Genomic DNA, 18726 nt, shown 5'->3' with positions numbered 1-18726 from the left:
GCGCTCGCCAGGGCCGCGGAAATGTGGTCTTGCGCGCGATCCTGCCCGCCGGGCGAAGTCCGCTCGGTCCGCTGGACCATGAGACGAGGGCGCCATGATCCGCAAGACGCATCTTCCGCCCGACGCGACCCTGCTCCAGGTCGCGGGCGATCTCGCCGCGCCGGAGGAGTACCTGCGCCGCCTGCTCGGCAACATGCGCTTCTGCCAGAAGCGGCACGGCGACGCCCGGGTGCGCATCGGCGTGACCGGCAAACAGAAAGGCAAGGGGTTCAGCCCCTCGTACCGGATCGACTATCACCAGGACGGAGTCGAGACGGTGTTCAACGGCTTCGGCGGCACCTCGCACAGCGCCTTCACCGAGACCAATGTCCGCGAGACCAACTGGAGCCGGGGCCATGCCACGATCCAGGAGGTCCAGCGCCTCTACGACGAACTTCGCAAAAGCGATTCGCACAAGGGCGACCCAAAAACGGACGGCGCGAGCCGGCAAGACGCGAGCCGGCAAGACGCGAGCCGGCAAGACGCGAGCCGGCAAGATGGAAGCCGGGACAACGTGAGCTGGGACGACGTGACTCAAAGCGTGCCGCGCGAATCCTGACCTTCCGTCAGGCGGCCCGACAGGCAGGGCCGCGATCCAGGCCGCGATCGGGCGCCCGCCCGGGCGCGGGTGTCCCCGCCCCCGGGCGGAGTAGGATTCAGCAATCCCGCGTGTGGGTCGTGCGCGAATCCTGGGTCTTGTTGCCGTCGGCGGCCGGCGATGCACCGGGGACGCCGGTATTGCCCGATCCGCCGCCCATCTCCCCGGCCTTCAGCATCTCGCCCTTCCGCATCTCTCCCGCCGTGCCGGCCGGCGACGTGCCGGACGGGGCGGGGCCGCCGGAGCGGTACGCGGCCTCGGATGGTGCCGCGTGATTTCACCCGGTCGTACGGGTCCGCCCTTCCGGGGGACGAGGCCTTGGGCTGGCATGTGGCTTGCGGACCCGGACTGCCGCGGCCTTCCCGGGCCCGCGCGAGACGAGGGACCGTCGCGTGGATCACAGCTCTTCCGCATCCGGCTCTTCTTCAACCCCCGCATCGTCCCAGCCCGGTCCAGCCGGCCGCTCCGCGCCCACCGCCCCACCATTGGCGCTCCTGCTTCTCGGGCTTCAGCACGTGCTGGTGATGTATGCCGGCGCCGTCGCGGTGCCGCTCATCGTCGGGCGCGCCCTCAAGCTCCCGCCCGAGCAGGTGGCGATGCTGGTCAGCGCCGACCTGTTCGCCTGCGGCCTCGCCACCCTGATCCAGAGCTGGGGCCTGCCCGGCATCGGCATCCGCATGCCGGTGATGATGGGCGTGACCTTCGCGGCGGTGACGCCGATGATCGCCATGGGCACCAGCCCGGATCTCGGGCTCACGGGCATCTACGGGGCGGTCATCGTCGCGGGCCTGTTCGCCCTCCTGGCGGCGCCCCTGGTCGGGCGGCTGCTGCCCTTGTTTCCCCCGGTGGTGACCGGCACGGTGATCCTCGTCATCGGCATCTCGCTGATGCGGGTGGGCGTGAACTGGGCCGCCGGCGGCCTCGGCAACCCGGCCTACGGGGCGCTGCTCTATCTCGGCATCGCGCTGTTCGTCCTTCTCGTCATCCTGGGCCTCACCCGCTACACCCGCGGCTTCGTCGCCTCGGCCTCGGTGCTCATCGGCATCGTGGTCGGCATGGGGGTCGCGGGCGCCTTCGGCCTCGTCGACCTGTCGCGGGTGGCCACGGCGCCGTGGTTCGACGTGGTGCGGCCCTTCGCCTTCGGGGTGCCGAAGTTCGATCTCGTGGCCAGCCTCACCCTCTGCCTCGTCATGGTGGTGGTGATGATCGAATCCACCGGCATGTTCCTGGCCCTGGCCGAGATCACCGGCGAGACCGTGGACGAGGCCCGCCTGATCCGGGGCCTGCGCGCCGACGGCCTCGGCACCGTGCTGGGCGGGGTGTTCAACACCTTCCCGTACACCTCGTTCTCGCAGAACATCGGCCTCGTCGGCGTCACCGGCGTGCGCTCGCGCGTCGTCACGGTGATCGGCGGCGTGGTGATGCTCGGCCTCGGGCTGGTTCCGAAGCTGGCGGCCCTGGTGGAGGCGGTGCCGCCCTGCGTCCTCGGGGGAGCCGGGCTGGTGATGTTCGGCATGGTGGCGGCCACCGGCACACGCATCCTCGGCGCGGTCGATTTCGCCGCCAACCGCAACAACCTGTTCATCGTCGCGGTCTCGGTCGGGTTCGGGCTGATCCCCCTGGTGGCGCCGGCCTTCTTCAAGCAGATGCCGGACGTGCTGCATCCGCTGCTGGAATCCGGCATCCTGCTGGCGGCCCTGTCGGCGGTCGCCCTGAACCTGTTCTTCAACGGTCTCGGCAGCCGGGACGGCGCCCGGGCCGAGGCCGCCCGCCTCGCCCATGCCGCCGAGGCGTGAGCCGCCGGACCCGGTCCGGGAGGCCATCGATCGTGAGAGGACCCGCACCATGGCGCTGACGAAGGCACGATACGGCAAGGGCCGCGTGCGGGTGCTCCGGCTGGTGCGCGGGGACGCGCGCCACAGCGTGCGCGAACTCACCCTGACGGTGCTGCTGGAGGGCGATTTCGGCGCCGCCTGGACGTCGGGCGACAACCGGCAGGTGATCGCCACCGACAGCATCAAGAACATCGTCAACATCACCGCCGCCCAGCAGGTCGAGGCGGAGACCGAGGCCTTCGTGGGCCATGTCGCCGACCTGTTCCTGGAGCGCTACGCGCAGGTCGCCACCGTCACCATCGAGGCGCTGGAAACCCGTTGGCTGCGCCGGACCATCGCGGGGGCGCCGCACGCCCACACCTTCACCCTCGACGGCAACGGCGCGCCCTTCGTCCGCCTCGTCGCCGACCGGTCCGGCGCGGTGCTGCAATCGGGCCTGCGCGGCTACACCCTGATGAAGACCACGGAATCCGGCTGGGCCGACTTCGTCGACGACGCCTTCCGGACCCTGCCCGACACCCATGACCGCATCTGCGCCACCAGCATGGACGCGACCTGGACCTGGACCGCGCCGCCGGCCGACCCGGTGACGGCCAACGCGGCCATCCTCGACACGATGATCACGGTCTTCGCCACCACCTACAGCGCCGGCGTGCAGGACAGCATGTACCGCATGGGCGAGGCGGTGCTGGCGGCCCGGCCGGACATCGCCGAGATCCACTTCGCGATGCCCAACAAGCACTACATCCCGATGAACCTGGCGCCCTTCGGCATCGCCCATGGAGGCCAGGTCTTCCTGCCCACCGACGAGCCGCACGGCCAGATCGAGGCCACCCTGGCGCGCGACGGCTGACCGCCGCGAAGCCGAGCCTCCTGTTGGGCGCCGATCCGTGCTTCAGACCTCGGTTCGTCCGCAGGCTGGGCCGGCGTTTCGCGTGCCGAAGCCGAGAAATCCAGCTGCCCGGGTGCGGATTCGCACGCGGCGTCCAGAACCATGCCAGATCCGCCGCGATGCCGCAGAAAACGGCGATGTTCGATCAAGTGCCTGGAGCGAATAAGGAATTTTCAAGACTTCGAGCACATCGGCGGGAGATGAGCGGTGGAGTTCGTGCCGCTTTGCTCATCCTTGATGCACAATCCTCAAGCAGGATGTGTTGTTTTCGGCGCCATACGCGCACAGATTGCAGGAACCGGACCGCACCGCCTCGCGTCTCTGCGACACGCGTTCCGATCGAGGATTCCTGCCATGACCCATCGTCGCCTCACCACTGCGGTTTCCGCCACCCTCGCCATCGCCCTGGGCCTGTCCGCCTCGGGCGCCGTCGCCCAGAGCTACAACGCACCCGCCGGCATCCCGGCCGCCGTGGCTCCGGGTGGTCTCGAGGGACGGGCCGCCGCCCACAACCTGCACGCACTGCGCCGGAGCCACGGCGATACGATCGTTCAGCGGAACGTCACGGGCGATCTGACCACCGGTTCGGTCCGCGCTCCCCGCGCCGACCGCTGGTAAGTCCCGGTCCCGATCCTGAGGATGGCCGGTGTTCCCAGGCGGGGCGCCGGCCTTCGTCGTTCCGGAAGCGGAGCGGTTTTTGATGCGCCGGAGTCTCTGCTTCGCCAGAGGACGGAGGCCGTTCAGGCCGCGGCTTCGCGCGGGGCTTCGGGCGGGGCTTCGGGGCTGAGCGGCACGGTGTGATAGCGCCGGTCGGCGTAGACGAGGCCGTGCCCGTCGCCGGGCTCGGCCAGGCCCACCACCTCGCAATAGAGGACGTCGTGGGTGCCGACCGGGTGCCGGCCGACGATGCGGCAATCGAAGGCCGAGAGGGCTCCGGGAAGGGCCGGAGCGCCGGTCACGAGGGTGGTCCAGGTGGCGGCGGCAAAGCGCGTCTCCATCGGGGTGCGCCCACCGAAGGCCGTGGCGATTCCGGATTGCTCCGCCGCCAGGGTGTTCACGCACAGCACGTCGTTGGCGCTCACCGCCGCATAGGCCGAGGACGACCGGTTGATGCAGACCAGCAGCGTCGGCGGCCCGTCGCTGACGCTGCACACCGCGGAGGCGGTGAAGCCGGCCCGGCCCCCGTCCCCGTCGGTCGTGATGAGGTGGACGGCGCCGGCCACGCGCGCCATCGCGCCGCGATAGGCGTCGGCCTCGACGCCGGGCAGGTTTGCCGCGCCGGGGAAATCTGCCGCGCTGGGGTTCGTCTGGCTCATGCGGATCACTCCTGGGATGCGAGGAACGCCACGAGCGTCCGGTTGAAGGCGTCGGCGCGGGTCACGCTGTGGGCGTGGCCGCCGCTCGGCACCCGGTCGAGGCGCGCGTTGGGCAGCCCCCGCGCCAGCGCCTCCGAGCACAGATAGGGCACCAGCACGTCGTCCTCCGCCGCCATGACGAGGGTCTCGTGCGCGATGCCTGGGAGATCCGCCGTCAGGTCGAAGGCTTCCAGCGCCGCGATCCGGGCCAGCACCGTGTCGCGCCCGGGGAAATGCGCCAGGGCGTGCGCCTCGTCCTCGGCCACGCGGTCCGCGTGCTCGGACAGCCAGGCCGCCGGGTAGAGGAAGATGGCCTGCGCCCGGACATAGGCCTCCGGGCTCTCGGCCAGCAACACCTTGCGGGCGGCAAAGCAGCGCTTCGTGGCGGAATCCGCCCGGGCCCAGCCGTTGATCACGACGAGGCGGCCGACCCGGTCCGGATGGGTGCGGGCGAGTTCGAGGCCGATCAGCCCGCCGAGCGCGTGCCCGACGATGTCGCAGCGCTCGGACCCGCAGGCATCCATCACGGCGAGGGCGTCGCGCGCCATGGCGGCGATGTCGTGGCCGGGCTCGAGGGGCCCGCCCGAGCGGCCGGTGCCGCGATGGTCGTAGGTGATCACGCGCAAGCGCGCGGTCAGCGCGTCCATCTGCGGCGCGAAGTAGCCGGCCGAGCCGCCGAGCCCCGGGGAGAGCAGGACCGTCCGGGCGCCGGAGCCCTGGACCGCGTGATGGATCGCCATCGATGCCTCACGAGAATGGGTCAGGAGGAATGCCTCGGGCAGGATGAGGCTTGAACGAAGGACGAGGCTTCAGCGAAGGACGAGGGCTCAGGCCTTGCCCACATGCGCGACCGAGGCGATCTCCACCAGCGCGTCGGGCTTCACCAGGCCGCACTGGATGCAGTAGCGCGCCGGCTTCTCGCCGGGAAAGTACGTGGCATAGACCGTGTTGATGGCGGCGTAATCGGCCCAGTCCTTCAGGAAGATGTGGTTGAAGGTGATGTCGTCCATGGTGCCGCCGGCGGCGGTGACCACGCCCTTGATGGTCTCCAGCACATGCCGGGTCTGCGCGGCGGCATCGCCCACGTGGACGACGTTCGCCTCCGCGTCGAGGGGCAGCGTGCCCGAGACGTAGAGCACGCCGTCGGCCAGCGTACCGGGCACGTAGGGCGCCAGCGGCTTGCCGGTGCCGGGCGGAATGATCACGGTCTTGGGCATGGTCGGAGGTCTCCTGGGGCGGGAAAGGCGCCTCTGTCGATGGAGCTTGCAGGCGAATCGCGGCGGGCGGCCCTATTCCGCCGCCGCCGGGCGGGCGAGATCCGGCCGCAGGGCCGCCTCGAAGGCGGCGACGTCCGAGACCCAGCCGAAGAAGGTCTCGATATTGGCGAGCGCCCCCGCCTGCAGGGCGGCCGGCCCTGCCTGATGGGTGGCGTCGGCCAGCACGATGCCGAAATATTCGAGGAAGAAGCCGTCGCGCAGGGTCGATTCCACGCAGACGTTGGTGGCGATGCCGGTGAGGACCAGGGTGCGGATGCCGGCCGCACGCAGCAGGCTGTCGAGCTGGGTGTTGTAGAAGCCGCTGTAGCGCGACTTGCCCAGCACGATGTCGCCGGGCTCCGGCTTGAGGGCGTCGACCAGGGCGTAGTCCCAGGTTCCCTTGGCGAGCAGGCGGTCGTTCATGGCCGGCTTCGCCCGCATGGTCTTGAGGGCGTTGGACTTGTGCCAGTTCGGTGAACCCGGGCCGCCGGCCTCGACGTAATCGGGGTCCCAGCCGTTCTGGAACCAGACGATCCGGATGCCGGCGGCCCGGGCCGTCGTCACCGCGCGGGCGATCTGCGCCACCACCGGTCCGGTGCCCGAGACGTCGAATCCCGCCAGATCGAGGTAGCCGCCCGGGCTGGTATAGGCGTTCTGCATGTCGACGACGATGAGCGCGGTGGCCGCGGCGTCGAAGGCGATGGGCTCGGGCCGTGCCGCCAGGGTGATGGCGCCCTGGCGACCTGCCGCGTCGGTGTAGCCGGCCGGTTTCGCGATCTGGTCCATCACGCCACCTTCGCCATGGTCTCGGCATCCGCGGCGATATGGGCGCGGCTGGCCATCAGGGGCTGGATGCGGGTGCCGTAGGCGTCGAGCCCCTTGAGGAAGTCGTCGAACACCAGCAGCACGCCCTCGGTGCCCGGCACGGTGGCGACCTCGTCGAGCATGCGCGCCACCTCGGCGTAGGAGCCGACCAGCGTGCCCATGTTGATGTTCACCGCCGAGGTCGGGTCGGCCATCTGGCGCACGTTGGTGTCGGTGCCCGACTTGGTGTCGGCGGCGCCCTGCACCCCGAGCCAGGCGATGGCCTCCTGGTCGGCGCCGGCCTTGTAATGCTCCCAGGTGGCCCGGGCGGCCTCGTCGGTCTCGTCGGCGATGATCATGAACAGCACGTAGGAGGAGACGTCGCGGCCGGTCGCAGCCTTGGCAGATTCCAGCCGCTCCACCGTGGGGGCGAAGGCGGTCGGCGTGTTCACGCCCTTGCCGAAGCAGAAATTATAGTCGGCGTACTTCGCCGTGAACTCCATGCCGGCGCTCGACTGGCCGGCGCAGATGATCTTCATCTCGGCCTGCGGGCGCGGGCTGAGACGGCAATCGTCCATCTGGAAGAAGTCGCCCTTAAGGGTACAGGTGCCGGTCTCCCACAGGTCGCGCAGAACCTGCGCGTATTCCGAGAGATACTCGTAGCGGCGCGAGAAATATTCGTCGCCGGGCCACAGGCCCATCTGGGCGTATTCCGGTCGCTGCCAGCCGGTGACGAGGTTGAGGCCGAAGCGCCCGTTCGAGATCGAATCGATGGTGGCGGCCATCCGGGCCGTGATGGCGGGGGGCATGCACAGGGTCGCGGCCGTGGCGAACAGCTTGATCCGGCTGGTGACGGCGGCCAGACCCGCCATCAGGGTGAAGGATTCGAGGTTGTGGTCCCAGAACTCGGTCTTGCCGCCGAAGCCCCGCAGCTTGATCATCGACAGGGCGAAGTCGAAGCCGTAGCCCTCGGCCTTGAGCACGATCTGCTTGTTCAGCTCGAAGCTGGGCTTGTACTGCGGCGCGTTCTCCGACAGGAGCCAGCCGTTGTTTCCGATCGGGATGAAGACGCCGACGTTCATGGCAACCTCGCTCGCACCGGGCAGCCCCGGCTGAAGGACAAGACTTCGCAACAGGCACGGACTGGACAAAGCAAGACGAGGGCCTGTCGAGACCGGACGGGAGACTGACATCACCCCCCGGCACCGACGATCCAACTCTATTCAGACCAAATGGTCAAACTCCATCCGGCGCTTTTCCGGTGGTTGCATAAAGTCTCTCCGGTTTGCCTAGCGGTTGAGCGGTCGCTGCCCAGATGGATGGCGGATTCGGCCCGCTACCGCGCGGGATTCAGGCCGAGCCCGGCCAGAATCAGGTCCTGCGTGCTGGCGACGACCGATTCGAAGAAGGCCGGATCGTCGAGGCTGCGCCCGCTGACGGCATCCACCTGCACGGCGAAGTCGGCGTAGTGCTGGGTGATCGCCCAGATCGAGAAGATCAGGTGATGCGGGTCGTGCGGGCCGATTCGCCCCTGCGCGCTCCAGCTTCGGATGACGGTGGCCTTGGCCTCGACGAGGTCGCGCAGCGGGCCTTCCAGCTCCGGCCGCAGCAGCGGCGCTCCCTGAACGATCTCCAGGCAGAACAGGCGCGAGGCTTGGGGCGCATCGCGCGACAGGGTCAGCTTGGCGCGGATGTAGTGCCGGAAGGCCTCGGCCGGCTCGCTGTCGGCGTCGAAGGCCTGGAGCGGATCGAGCCAGACCGCGAGCACCCGGCGCAGGACCGCGATGTAAAGCTCCTCCTTCGAGGGAAAGTAGTACAGCAGGTTGGTCTTCGAGAGGCCCGCCCGCTCGGCGATGCCCTCGACGCTGGCGCCATGCAGCCCAACGCTCGAAAACAAGGCAAGCCCTGCATCGAGGATCATCACGCGGCGCGCCTCGCCGTCCTTGCGACGCCGACGTGCGGGTGGGGAGGCGACGGCGGCGTCCGGGCTGGTCTCGGTCATGGCGCGCATCGAAGCCCGCGGCGGCGGCGCCTGGCAAGAGGGGCGATGCGGTGTGTCCCGCGCTATTCCGGCGCGCCGCCGTCAGGCGGGCGGGTGCGTCCGTATCCAGTGCTCGGCGATGTCGATGCGGCGGGCGACCCAGACCCGGTCGTGGGCGGCGATATGATCGAGGAAGCGGATCAGGGCGCCGATCCGCCCCGGCCGGCCGACGAGCCGGCAATGCAGGCCCACCGACATCATCTTGGGCGCGTGCTCGCCCTCTTCATAGAGCGCATCGAAGGTGTCGCGCAGGTAGGTGAAGAGGTGGTCGCCGGTGTTGAAGCCCTGGATCGCCGCGCATTTCATGTCGTTGGCGTCGAGGGTGTAGGGCACCACGAGGCCCCGGCCGCTGGGCTCCGTGATCCAGTACGGCAGGTCGTCGGCGTAGGAATCGGCGAGATAGGTCATCCCGGCTTCGATCCCGAGGTCGAGGGTGTGGGGCGAGGAGCGCCCGGTGTACCAGCCGCGCGGGCGCGCGCCCGTGATCTCGGTGTGGATGCGGATCGCCTCGTCCATGTGCGCCTTCTCCTCGGCGCGGGTGAAGTTCCGGTAGTCGATCCATTTGAGGCCGTGGCAGGCGATCTCCCAATCCGCTTCCCGCATGGCGACGGCGACATCGGGATGGCGGGCGAGCGCGGTGGCGACGGCGAATGCGGTGACGGGGATGTTTCGCGATCGGAACAGCCGCCACAGGCGCCAGAACCCGGCCCGCGCGCCGTACTCGAACAGCGATTCGAGGCTCATGTGGCGCTGGCCCGGCCAGGGCTGCGCCCCGACGATCTCCGACAGGAAGGCCTCCGAGGCCGCGTCCCCGTGCAGGATGCAGTTCTCGCCCCCCTCCTCGTAGTTCAGCACGATCTGCACCGCGATCCGCGCGCCGCCGGGCCAGTGCGGGTGCGGCGGGGTGCGGCCGTAGCCGACGAGATCGCGGGGGTAGGTCACGGGGCCGGCCCTCGGGGGAGAGAAGGATCGGCTCCGCTGTTCGGCCGGGGAGGCGCCTGCTGTCAACCGGCTCGGGGTCCTTGCACTCGCGGCGCCGGAATGCATCCATGCGCGCCGCGCTGACTGCGGCGAGCTTGCCGCGCCGAACCCCCATCGCGCACGGTCCTTGCCTTCACCGGCGGCTGACCGGCCCGCGCCCAACCCCCGAGGTCTCTCCCGTGCTCCTGACCCCTCGCGAAAAGGACAAGCTCCTCCTCGCCATGGCCGCGCAGGTGGCCCGCAACCGGCTCGGCCGCGGCGTGAAGCTGAACTATCCGGAGGCGGTGGCGCTGATCAGCGACTTCGTGGTCGAGGGCGCTCGCGACGGGCGCTCGGTCTCGGAGCTGATGCAGGCCGGCGGACACGTGCTCACCGCCGAGCAGTGCATGGACGGCGTGCCCGAGATGATCCACGACATCCAGGTGGAAGCCACCTTCCCGGACGGGACCAAGCTCGTCACCGTGCACCACCCGATCCGGGGCGCGGCCTCGGCGGAGGTGCCCGGCACCGTGACCACCCTGCCCGGCGAGATCGTGTTCAACGAAGGTGCGCCCCGCACCCTGGTGACGGTCTCGAATGTCGGCGACCGGCCGATCCAGGTCGGCTCGCACTACCACTTCTACGAGGTCAATCCCGGCCTGACCTTCGACCGCGAGGCGGCGCGCGGCCAGCGCCTCGACATCGCCCCCGGCACGGCGGTGCGCTTCGAGCCCGGCGTGACCCGCGAGGTCGTGCTGGTGCCGCTCGGCGGAAACCGCACCGTCTACGGGTTCCGCGGCGACGTGATGGGAGCGCTCTGACACCATGGCCAACATGCCCCCTCGCGCCGCCCTGCCCCGGGCCGCCTATGCCGACATGTTCGGCCCGACCACGGGCGACCGCATCCGGCTCGCCGACACGTCCCTCGTGATCGAGGTCGAGCGCGACCACACCACCTATGGCGAGGAGGTGAAGTTCGGCGGCGGCAAGGTGATTCGCGACGGCATGGGGCAATCCCAGGTCACCAACCAGGACGGGGCGGTGGACACCGTCATCACCAACGCGGTGGTCCTCGACCATTGGGGCGTGGTGAAGTGCGACGTCGGGATCGTGAAGGGCCGGATCGCCAAGCTCGGCAAGGCCGGCAACCCGGATATCCAGCCCGGCGTCGACATCGTCGTCGGCCCCGGCACGGAGGTGATCGCCGGCGAGGGCAAGATCCTCACGGCCGGCGGGTTCGACAGCCACATCCACTACATCTGCCCGCAGCAGATCGACGAGGCCCTGTGCTCCGGCATCACCACCATGCTGGGCGGTGGCACCGGGCCGGCGCACGGCACCTTCGCCACCACCTGCACCCCCGGTCCGTGGCACCTCGCCCGGATGATCGAGGCGGCGGATGCCTTCCCGATGAACCTCGCCTTCGCGGGCAAGGGCAACGCGGCGCGGCCCGAGAGCCTGGTGGAGATGGTCCGCGCCGGGGCCTGCGCGCTGAAGCTGCACGAGGATTGGGGGACCACGCCCCAGGCCATCGACACCTGCCTCACCGTCGCCGACCTCCACGACGTGCAGGTGATGATCCACTCCGACACGCTCAACGAATCCGGCTTCGTCGAGGACACGATCCGGGCCTTCGCGGGGCGGACCATCCACGCCTTCCACACCGAGGGGGCGGGCGGCGGCCACGCGCCGGACATCATCAAGGTGGCGGGGCTGGCCAACGTGCTGCCGTCCTCGACCAACCCGACGCGGCCCTACACGAAGAACACCATCGACGAGCATCTCGACATGCTGATGGTGTGCCACCACCTCGACCCGGCCATCCCGGAGGACCTCGCCTTCGCGGAGAGCCGCATCCGGCGCGAGACCATCGCGGCCGAGGACATCCTGCACGACATCGGCGCGCTCTCGATGATGTCCTCGGACAGCCAGGCCATGGGCCGGGTCGGCGAGGTCGTCATCCGCACCTGGCAGACGGCCGACAAGATGAAGCGCCAGCGCGGCGCCCTGCCGGGCGACACCTCCGGCAACGACAACCTGCGCGCCCGCCGCTACGTGGCCAAGTACACCATCAACCCGGCCATCGCGCACGGCGTCTCGGGCCAGATCGGCTCGGTGGAGCCGGGCAAGCTCGCCGATCTCGTCCTGTGGAATCCGGCCTTCTTCGGGGTGAAGCCCGATCTCGTCATCAAGGGCGGGGCCATCGCCACCGCCCCGATGGGCGACCCCAACGCCTCGATCCCGACGCCGCAGCCGGTGCATTATCGGCCGATGTTCGGGGCCTACGGCCGGGTGCCCTTCGCCACCGCCCTGACCTTCGTGTCGAAGGCGGCGATCGAGGATGGCCTGGGCGAAAGGCTGGGGGTGCAGAAGCGCCTCGTCGCCGTCGAGAACGTGCGCGGCGGCATCTCGAAGAAGAGCATGATCCTCAACGACGCCACCCCGCACATCGAGGTCGACCCCGAGACCTACGACGTCCGCGCCGACGGCGAACTCCTGGTCTGCGAGCCCGCCGAGGTGCTGCCGATGGCGCAGCGCTACTTCCTGTTTTGAGGTAGGATGCGGTCGACGCGCGCGGAGTCCCACATGTCCAAGGCGGCCCTCAGCCCATCCCAGGGGCACGACCTCTACGAGACCGACCTCTACCTGTGGACGCAGGATCAGGCCGCCCTTCTGCGCACGGGGGGGCGGCAAGCCGGCGACCAGCAAGCCAGCGACCAGCAAGCCGGCGACCGGCACCGCATCGACTGGTACCATCTTGCCGAGGAAATCGAGAGCTTGGGTGGATCGCAAAAATCCGAGATCCGGAACCGCCTCGCCGTGCTGCTCCAGCACCTGCTGAAATGGGAATTCCAGCCGGACCATCGGAAATACGGCTGGCGCGCCTCGATGGTCGAGCAGCGTCTCCAGATCGAAGGTCTTCTCGATGTCAGCCCGAGCCTCCGGGCTTGGCCGGAGAGGGTGCTGGCCAAGGCCTATCACCTGGCGCGCGTCCGCGCGGCGAGCGAGACCGGGCTGGCGGAACAGACATTTCCGCAGGCCTGTCCCTACACCCTGGCGCAGATCCTGGACGACAGCTTCTATCCCGGCCCTCTCGAGCCTCGCTTCACCTGATGAACTCTGCCGATCCCGTGACCACCTGCACCGTATCGTCCCACGCCCCATGATCCGCGCCACCCACGTCCAGCGCCGCGATGCCCTGTCCGGCGAGATCGTCGATCGCATCGTCCTCGACCATGGCGACCGGCACCGCCGGCGTATGGCCATGCGCGCCGCGGGCGGGCTGTCCTTCCTGCTCGACTTGCCCGAGCCGACCGTCCTCGACGACGGCGATGCCCTGGTGCTGCAGGATGGCCGGCTGGTCTGGGTCGAGGCCGCGCCGGAGCCGCTGCTGGAGATCCGGGCCACCGACGATCACGCCCTCAAGCGCCTGATCTGGCACATCGGCAACCGGCACATCCCGGCCGAGATCGGCACCGACGCGGTCTATATCGGCTTCGACCACGTGCTCGCCGAGATGGTGCGCGGACTGGGCGGCAGCGCCGAACCGGTCCAGCGCCCGTTCCGGCCGGAGGGCGGCGCCTATGCGGGCGAGGCCGCCAGTCAGCATCACCACGCCCACCATCAGGGTCACCACCCGCACGACCACCCGCACGACCACTTGCACGACCACTTGCACGACCATCCGCACGCTCATGATTGAGGCCCTGCGCCTGATGGCGTGGCTGTCGCCGGGCTATCCGGTGGGGGCCTACGCCTATTCGCACGGGCTCGAGGGCGCGGTGGAGAGCGGCGAGGTCGGCGACGAGGCCTCGCTGACGGATTGGCTCGCCGACGTGCTCGAGCACGGCTCGGGCCGCAACGACCTCATCCTCCTGGCCGAAGCCCATGCGGCGGCGTCGGCCGGAGACGCGCCGGGGCTGTCCGAGGTCAACGACCTCGCCCTGGCCCTGGCCCCCTCGCCCGAACTGCACCTGGAGACGAGCCAGCAGGGCCGCAGCTTCCTCGACGCCACCGTGGCGGCCTGGGGCACGCCGGGCCTCGATCGTCTCGCCGCGGGCCTGCCCGGCGCGGTCGCCTACCCCGTCGCCGTCGGGCTCGCGGCCGGCGCCCACCGCATGGCCCGGGCGCCGGTGCTGGCCGGGTTCGGCCTCGCCTTCCTGCAGAACCTGGTCTCGGCGGCCCTGCGCTGCGCGCCCATCGGCCAGAGCGCCGGCACGCGGATCGTCGCCGCCCTGACGCCGCGGGTGACGGCGCTCGCCGCCACCATTCCGGCGCTCACCCGCGACGATCTCGGCAGCGCCACCCTGAATCTCGACCTCGGCTCGTTCCGGCACGAGACCCAGTATTCCCGGATCTTCCGGTCCTGAGCCCCCCGCATGAGGAATGTGCGATGACGTCTCTCAACGGCCCGCTTCGCGTCGGCATCGGCGGCCCCGTCGGTTCCGGCAAGACGGCCCTGATGGAGCAGCTGTGCAAGCGCTTCCGCGACACCTACGAAATCTGCGCCATCACCAACGACATCTACACCAAGGAGGATGCCCGCCTCCTCACCGTGGCGGGGGCGCTGCCCGAGGAGCGGATCATGGGCGTCGAGACCGGCGGCTGTCCGCACACGGCCATTCGCGAGGATGCCTCGATCAATCTCGCGGCGGTGGCGGAGATGCGCCGGCGTTTCCCGAAGCTCGACCTGATCCTGATCGAGTCGGGCGGCGACAACCTCGCGGCGACCTTCTCGCCGGAACTCGCCGACCTGACCCTCTACGTCATCGACGTGGCGGGCGGCGAGAAGATCCCCCGCAAGGGCGGCCCCGGCATCACCCGCTCGGATCTTCTGATCGTCAACAAGACCGACCTCGCGCCCCTGGTCGGCGCCGATCTCGGCATCATGGAATCGGACACGAAGCGGATGCGCGGCACCCGGCCCTACGTGTTCTCGTCTCTGCGCGACGGCCACGGGGCGGACGCCATCGCGCGCTTCGTGGTGGAGGCCGGCGGGCTGAACGCCTGAGCGGCCTTCTTCGGACGGACCGTCCTAAGACCGGCCCACCGGCGCCCTGGTCCCGGCCGACGTTCGTGCAGGCGACGCGGTGCGGAGGCGGTGGACCTGCCAGGTCAGCATCATGCTGGCCACCATCAGGGCGGCATGCAGCAGGTGGAGCAGAACGGGCGTCTCGTGCAGCGTGTCTGGCATCGGCGGGACCTGCGGGCGCATCCGGCGCGCCGGGAGCCGAGGCGTGCAACAAGCGGGCCAGACGTCCCCGCTCGGAAGGCCGGTCCCGCTTCAGGAACCCGGATCCGGCTCGGGAGCCGGCTGCAGGGCCGCTCCCCGGGGCGCTACGTCCGGCGCCTCGAACGCCTTCGCCGAGACCAGGCGCGTCAGGACCGCGAGCAGGTCGGTCTGGGTGACGATTCCGAGGATGCGGTCGTCCGGAGCGGTAACCACCACCGCGTGGCTGTGGCCGTTGGTGAGGACCTCGACCAGGCTGAGCACCGGCGCGTCCGGCCCGGCCGTCCGCGCCTCCGACATCACCCGCGCCAGCTCCGGCACGGGATTCTGCCCCGAACGCCCCTCGCTCCGCAGCGACAGCTCGCGCAGACCGACCGTGCCGACGAGCTGGCCGGATTCCGACACCACCGGCAGCGTCCGGATGTTGTGCTGGAGCAGCAGGTCGCGGGCTCGCTCGGGCGATTCGTGCAGGCCGAGGGTGATCACGTCGCGGGACATCACCGCCCCGCAGGTCAGGGTTCCGTGGGTCCTCTGCAGGGCCTGGGCCTCGACCTCCCGCAGCAGGCGGTCGAGGTCGGTGCGGTCGATGTCGAGGGTTTCGTTGAGGGTCAGCAGCGCCGCGTCGACGTCCCGGACGTTGAACCCCACCCGCACTGGGGCGGGCGCGTCGGCGGTGCCGTGCGGATTGACCGGGGTGGCGGGTGCGACGTGCGGATAGGTCCGCCCCGAGACCCGATGGAAGGCGATGCCGAGCCCGACCAGGATGAGGGAGTTGAGGCAGACCGGGACGAACGGGAACAGGAAGCCGGACGAGGCGATGGCGGGGCCGCCGATCAGGGCGGTCAGGGCGGCGGCTCCGCCGGGCGGATGCAGGCAGCGGGTGAACGACATCACGGCGATGGCCAGCGAGACGCCGACCCCGATGGCCAGGACCGGGTTGGAGATGAAATGCGCGGCCGTGACGCCGATCAGGGCCGAGATCGTATTGCCGCCGATGATCGGCCAGGGCTGGGCCAGGGGGCTGGCCGGTACGGCGAAGAGCAGCACCGCCGTCGCGCCCATGGGCGCGACGATCAGGGGGATGTGCGGCCCCTCCCCGACGATCCAGCCGCTGACGAGCCCCGTGAGGGCGATGCCGATGAGCGCGCCGAGGCAGCCGATCAGCCGCTCGCGCAGGGTCGCGCCGGCCAGGATCGGCCGGAACACCCGGGCGCTCAGGGATGATCCGAGAGGAACGCCGGCAGGGACACCACCGACAGGGATTCCGGTCCGGCGTTCAGGGCCAACCCCATGCGACATCTGACACCCCACATTCTCGCGCCGTCCGCCTTCAGGGTCGGCCATCGCCGACGATGCGGGTAGGCATCTCTGGTATACCAGCGAAAAACTGACAGACCGGCTCGGAAAATGCAACGCGCTTGGGCAGAATGCCTGCCATGAAGGCAGAGCCTTATGCCTGCCATGAAGGCAGATGCTTCGGCTTCAGATGCCCGCGTACCAGGGGAATCCGAGTTCGGCGACCATGCTGCCGCGACCCTGGCCGAGGCCGTCGACCCGGTCCACCGCCTCGATCGCGCTGAGATATTTCAGGCTCTTGTAGCCGAGCTGGCGTTCCACCCGCAGGCGGACCGGGGCGCCGTGCGCCACCGGCAGGGGGGCGTCGTTCATGCCGTAGGCCAGGATTGTCTGCGGATGGAGGGCATCGAACAGGTCGTAGCTGTCCCACCAGCCATCGACGCTGCGCACCACGATGAAGCGGGCCTCCGGCTTCAGGCCCACCGTGGCGAGCAGGTGGGCCAGCGGCACGCCCGTCCACTTGGCGATGGCCGACCAGCCCTGCTCGCAGGCGTGGAGGGTGATCTGTGCCCGGGCCGGCATCGCCCGGAGGTCGGCGAGGGAGAACGCGCCCGGGCGCTCGACGAGGCCGCCGACCGGGAGCCGCCAATCCGTGAATCCGAGGGCCTTGGAGCGCCGGTAATCGGAATGGTCCGGGTCCGTGGTGTTGATGGTCGGGAACACCGCCGAGATCGCCTCCGGCCCGAACTCGCGCACCAGGGGCTGGTGGCGCTGGAGCCAGCGCTGGACCGCGAAGGTCAGGCCGTTGCTCCAGTCGTAGGGGGTGGCGAGCCGCGACAGGGCCGGCGCCTCGCAGCCGCCGAGCAGCCCGGCGCCCAGCAGCGTGCCCGAACCGGCGAGGAGGCGGCGGCGCGAGAGGTCACGCATCGGGGGGCTCCGCAGCAGGAATTCGGGAAGGGGCTCGGGAAGGAACTCGGGAAGGAACTCGGGAAGGAACTCGGGAATCGTCTCCGGGAACGCGGAAGCGTCCGGTGATCATCGAGCGCATCAGGTTGCCGGCCCCGCCGACGAAGACCTGGGCCACGTGCACCACCAGGAACGCCACCAGCAGGCAGGCGGTGAGGAAATGCAGCGTGCGCGCCGATTGCCGGCCGCCGAACAGGGTGAACAGCTCCGGATAGGCGGCCGTGACGCCCGGCGACATGGTCAGCCCGGTGAGCACCATCAGGGGAAACAGGCCGAACAGCACCGCCAGGTAGGCGAACTTCTGCAGGGCGTTGTAGCGCAGGGCCTCGCGGCCGCGCGCCGGCCGGAGGCGGACATGGTCGGCGATCTCGCGGGCGAGGTGGCGCGGAGCGAGCTGGTCCCGGTCGGGGACGAGGTCTCGGGCGAAGTGGCCGCCCACGAAGGCGACGATGCCGTAGACGATCCCGTTGAGCACCAGCACCCAGGCGGCGAGGAAGTGCAGGTTGCGGCCCCAGCCCGTCTGTTCGAGGTTGACCGGCAGCGGCAGGTCGAGGGCGGCCGGCGCCCCGTTGGCCCCGGTCTCGCCCCAGAACAGGCGCGGCAGGGCGAGCAGGATCGCGACGCCGCTGACCAGCAGGGCCAGGAACGCGGCGGCATTGAGCCAGTGGGTCAGCCGCACCCAGGCGGCGTGGCGATGGACCAGGGACGGGTCCGGAGCCTCTGCCGGGGGCGCCCGCCTCACGCGGGGGCCTGCGGGGCCGAAACCGGAGGCGCCTGCAGCACGTCGAGGCGGTAGCGCTCGGTGCGGCTCTGGTGGCGGGACGTCAGGCCGGGCGCCGTCAGCCCGATCAGGGTTTCCACGGCCGCATCGGCGCTGAGGGGAAAGTCCGTCTCCCCGAGCCAGTGCACCAGGACGACCTCGCCCCCGGGCTTCAGCGACGCGGTGAGATGTTGGGCGATCCGGGACAGGTCCTCGGGGGTGAAGAAGTACAGCACCTCCGACAGCAGCACGAGGTCGAACCGGCCGGGCGGCCATTCATCCGGCACCGCCGCCCGCAGGAAGTCGACCTGCGGGCTGTCGGCGCAGCGCGCGCGGGCGGTGTCGAGGGCGCTCTCGGCCACGTCGAGGGCGAGCAGGCGCCTGCAGCGATCGGCGAGGCGCCGGGTCATGACGCCGATCGAGCAGCCGATCTCCAGGGCCTCGGCGTAGGTCGGCCGGCCGAGCGCCGTCAGGGTGGCGGCGTACTTGGCGTGCTCGTAGGGCGAGGTGGTGAAGTCCCAGGGATCGGGATTGGCGGCGTAGAGGTCGGTGAAATAATCCGCCGGCAATGTCCGGGTGGCGCGTGTCGGGATGGAGCCGGTCATGAAAGCCTCGCCGATGGGACGCACGGCCCCGAGCCTGAAGCGGACGGGAGGGGAATCGGTGGTCCGGACGCCATCATGCGCGGACCGCG

The 18726-nt window shown here is 70.1% G+C and carries 22 protein-coding genes and 1 pseudogene; 10 read left to right on the top strand and 13 right to left on the bottom strand.

Going from position 1 to position 18726, the window contains the following annotated elements; genetic code table 11:
- Positions 1 to 94: 94 nt before the first annotated feature.
- Positions 95 to 598, top strand: coding sequence for a hypothetical protein (locus ACV7NL_RS14975; RefSeq protein ID WP_463356075.1), 504 nt, complete (start codon positions 95 to 97; stop codon positions 596 to 598).
- A 97-nt stretch (positions 599 to 695) separates the two neighbouring features.
- Here ACV7NL_RS14975 and ACV7NL_RS14970 read toward each other — a convergent pair whose 3' ends face one another.
- Complete coding sequence (locus ACV7NL_RS14970; protein WP_463356074.1) at positions 696 to 830, bottom strand: hypothetical protein; 135 nt, start codon at positions 828 to 830, stop codon at positions 696 to 698.
- 292 nt (positions 831 to 1122) lie between these two features.
- Here ACV7NL_RS14970 and ACV7NL_RS14965 point away from each other — a divergent pair, with 292 nt between their 5' ends.
- The 3 genes from ACV7NL_RS14965 to ACV7NL_RS14955 all read left to right on the top strand — a co-directional run bounded on the left by ACV7NL_RS14965 (position 1123) and on the right by ACV7NL_RS14955 (position 3982).
- Positions 1123 to 2433: a nucleobase:cation symporter-2 family protein gene (locus ACV7NL_RS14965; RefSeq protein ID WP_247636980.1), complete on the top strand. Its 1311-nt coding sequence runs from the start codon at positions 1123 to 1125 to the stop codon at positions 2431 to 2433.
- 49 nt (positions 2434 to 2482) lie between these two features.
- Positions 2483 to 3325, top strand: coding sequence for a factor-independent urate hydroxylase (gene pucL / locus ACV7NL_RS14960; RefSeq protein WP_247636979.1), 843 nt, complete (start codon positions 2483 to 2485; stop codon positions 3323 to 3325).
- A gap of 393 nt (positions 3326 to 3718) precedes the next feature.
- The gene (locus ACV7NL_RS14955; protein WP_056190559.1) at positions 3719 to 3982 is read left to right on the top strand and encodes a hypothetical protein; all 264 of its coding nucleotides are present in this window, start codon (positions 3719 to 3721) and stop codon (positions 3980 to 3982) included.
- Positions 3983 to 4104: 122 nt separating this feature from the next.
- On the opposite strand, the gene ACV7NL_RS14950 is transcribed toward ACV7NL_RS14955, so the two are convergent.
- The 7 genes and pseudogenes from ACV7NL_RS14950 to puuE all read right to left on the bottom strand — a co-directional run.
- The gene (locus ACV7NL_RS14950) at positions 4105 to 4680 is read right to left on the bottom strand and encodes a flavin reductase (protein WP_056190557.1); all 576 of its coding nucleotides are present in this window, start codon (positions 4678 to 4680) and stop codon (positions 4105 to 4107) included.
- 5 nt (positions 4681 to 4685) lie between these two features.
- On the bottom strand, positions 4686 to 5459 hold the full coding sequence (gene rutD, locus ACV7NL_RS14945) for a pyrimidine utilization protein D (protein ID WP_463356073.1): 774 nt from the start codon (positions 5457 to 5459) through the stop codon (positions 4686 to 4688).
- An 87-nt stretch (positions 5460 to 5546) separates the two neighbouring features.
- Entirely contained in the window at positions 5547 to 5936 is a 390-nt protein-coding gene (rutC, locus tag ACV7NL_RS14940) for a pyrimidine utilization protein C (RefSeq protein WP_056190553.1), read from the bottom strand.
- Positions 5937 to 6008: 72 nt separating this feature from the next.
- Entirely contained in the window at positions 6009 to 6761 is a 753-nt protein-coding gene (gene rutB, locus ACV7NL_RS14935; protein ID WP_463356072.1) for a pyrimidine utilization protein B, read from the bottom strand.
- Positions 6761 to 7861: a pyrimidine utilization protein A gene (rutA, locus tag ACV7NL_RS14930; protein ID WP_463356071.1), complete on the bottom strand. Its 1101-nt coding sequence runs from the start codon at positions 7859 to 7861 to the stop codon at positions 6761 to 6763. Before rutA ends, rutB begins: the two co-directional genes overlap by 1 nt.
- A 254-nt stretch (positions 7862 to 8115) precedes the next feature.
- Positions 8116 to 8781, bottom strand: coding sequence for an HTH-type transcriptional regulator RutR (gene rutR, locus ACV7NL_RS14925; RefSeq protein WP_463356070.1), 666 nt, complete (start codon positions 8779 to 8781; stop codon positions 8116 to 8118).
- Between the two features lie 90 nt (positions 8782 to 8871).
- Positions 8872 to 9762, bottom strand: a pseudogene (puuE, locus tag ACV7NL_RS14920) (allantoinase PuuE); the annotation flags it as partial.
- Between the two features lie 218 nt (positions 9763 to 9980).
- On the opposite strand from puuE, the gene ACV7NL_RS14915 reads away from it, so the two are divergent.
- The 6 genes from ACV7NL_RS14915 to ureG are packed head-to-tail and all read left to right on the top strand — an operon-like array spanning position 9981 to position 14791.
- Complete coding sequence (locus ACV7NL_RS14915; protein ID WP_056190544.1) at positions 9981 to 10601, top strand: urease subunit gamma; 621 nt, start codon at positions 9981 to 9983, stop codon at positions 10599 to 10601.
- 4 nt (positions 10602 to 10605) lie between these two features.
- Positions 10606 to 12333, top strand: coding sequence for an urease subunit alpha (ureC, locus tag ACV7NL_RS14910; protein ID WP_056190542.1), 1728 nt, complete (start codon positions 10606 to 10608; stop codon positions 12331 to 12333).
- Between the two features lie 33 nt (positions 12334 to 12366).
- On the top strand, positions 12367 to 12894 hold the full coding sequence (locus ACV7NL_RS14905; RefSeq protein ID WP_463356069.1) for a DUF29 domain-containing protein: 528 nt from the start codon (positions 12367 to 12369) through the stop codon (positions 12892 to 12894).
- Positions 12895 to 12943: 49 nt separating this feature from the next.
- Complete coding sequence (locus ACV7NL_RS14900) at positions 12944 to 13483, top strand: urease accessory protein UreE (RefSeq protein ID WP_463356068.1); 540 nt, start codon at positions 12944 to 12946, stop codon at positions 13481 to 13483.
- A complete protein-coding gene (locus ACV7NL_RS14895) occupies positions 13476 to 14150 on the top strand; it encodes an urease accessory protein UreF (RefSeq protein ID WP_463356067.1) in 675 nt (224 codons plus the stop codon). Before ACV7NL_RS14900 ends, ACV7NL_RS14895 begins: the two co-directional genes overlap by 8 nt.
- A 23-nt stretch (positions 14151 to 14173) precedes the next feature.
- Entirely contained in the window at positions 14174 to 14791 is a 618-nt protein-coding gene (ureG, locus tag ACV7NL_RS14890; RefSeq protein WP_056190534.1) for an urease accessory protein UreG, read from the top strand.
- A 24-nt stretch (positions 14792 to 14815) separates the two neighbouring features.
- Here the strand turns inward: ureG and ACV7NL_RS14885 are convergent, their stop codons facing one another.
- The 5 genes from ACV7NL_RS14885 to ACV7NL_RS14865 all read right to left on the bottom strand — a co-directional run bounded on the left by ACV7NL_RS14885 (position 14816) and on the right by ACV7NL_RS14865 (position 18637).
- Positions 14816 to 14974 carry a hypothetical protein gene (locus tag ACV7NL_RS14885; RefSeq protein WP_156375972.1) on the bottom strand — a complete coding sequence of 53 codons (159 nt, stop codon included), beginning with the start codon at positions 14972 to 14974 and terminating at the stop codon, positions 14816 to 14818.
- Between the two features lie 90 nt (positions 14975 to 15064).
- On the bottom strand, positions 15065 to 16309 hold the full coding sequence (locus ACV7NL_RS14880) for an HPP family protein (RefSeq protein WP_463356066.1): 1245 nt from the start codon (positions 16307 to 16309) through the stop codon (positions 15065 to 15067).
- A gap of 183 nt (positions 16310 to 16492) precedes the next feature.
- Entirely contained in the window at positions 16493 to 17233 is a 741-nt protein-coding gene (locus ACV7NL_RS14875) for a molybdopterin-dependent oxidoreductase (protein WP_056190530.1), read from the bottom strand.
- Positions 17226 to 18014 (bottom strand): cytochrome b/b6 domain-containing protein, encoded by a 789-nt coding sequence (locus ACV7NL_RS14870; RefSeq protein WP_463356065.1) that lies wholly within the window; start codon positions 18012 to 18014, stop codon positions 17226 to 17228. Before ACV7NL_RS14870 ends, ACV7NL_RS14875 begins: the two co-directional genes overlap by 8 nt.
- Complete coding sequence (locus ACV7NL_RS14865; protein ID WP_463356064.1) at positions 18011 to 18637, bottom strand: class I SAM-dependent DNA methyltransferase; 627 nt, start codon at positions 18635 to 18637, stop codon at positions 18011 to 18013. Before ACV7NL_RS14865 ends, ACV7NL_RS14870 begins: the two co-directional genes overlap by 4 nt.
- Positions 18638 to 18726: the final 89 nt, after the last annotated feature.

It is taken from the genome of Methylobacterium sp. Ger2507, from assembly GCF_055231875.1.
This window is presented reverse-complemented; position numbering and strand designations above follow the sequence as displayed.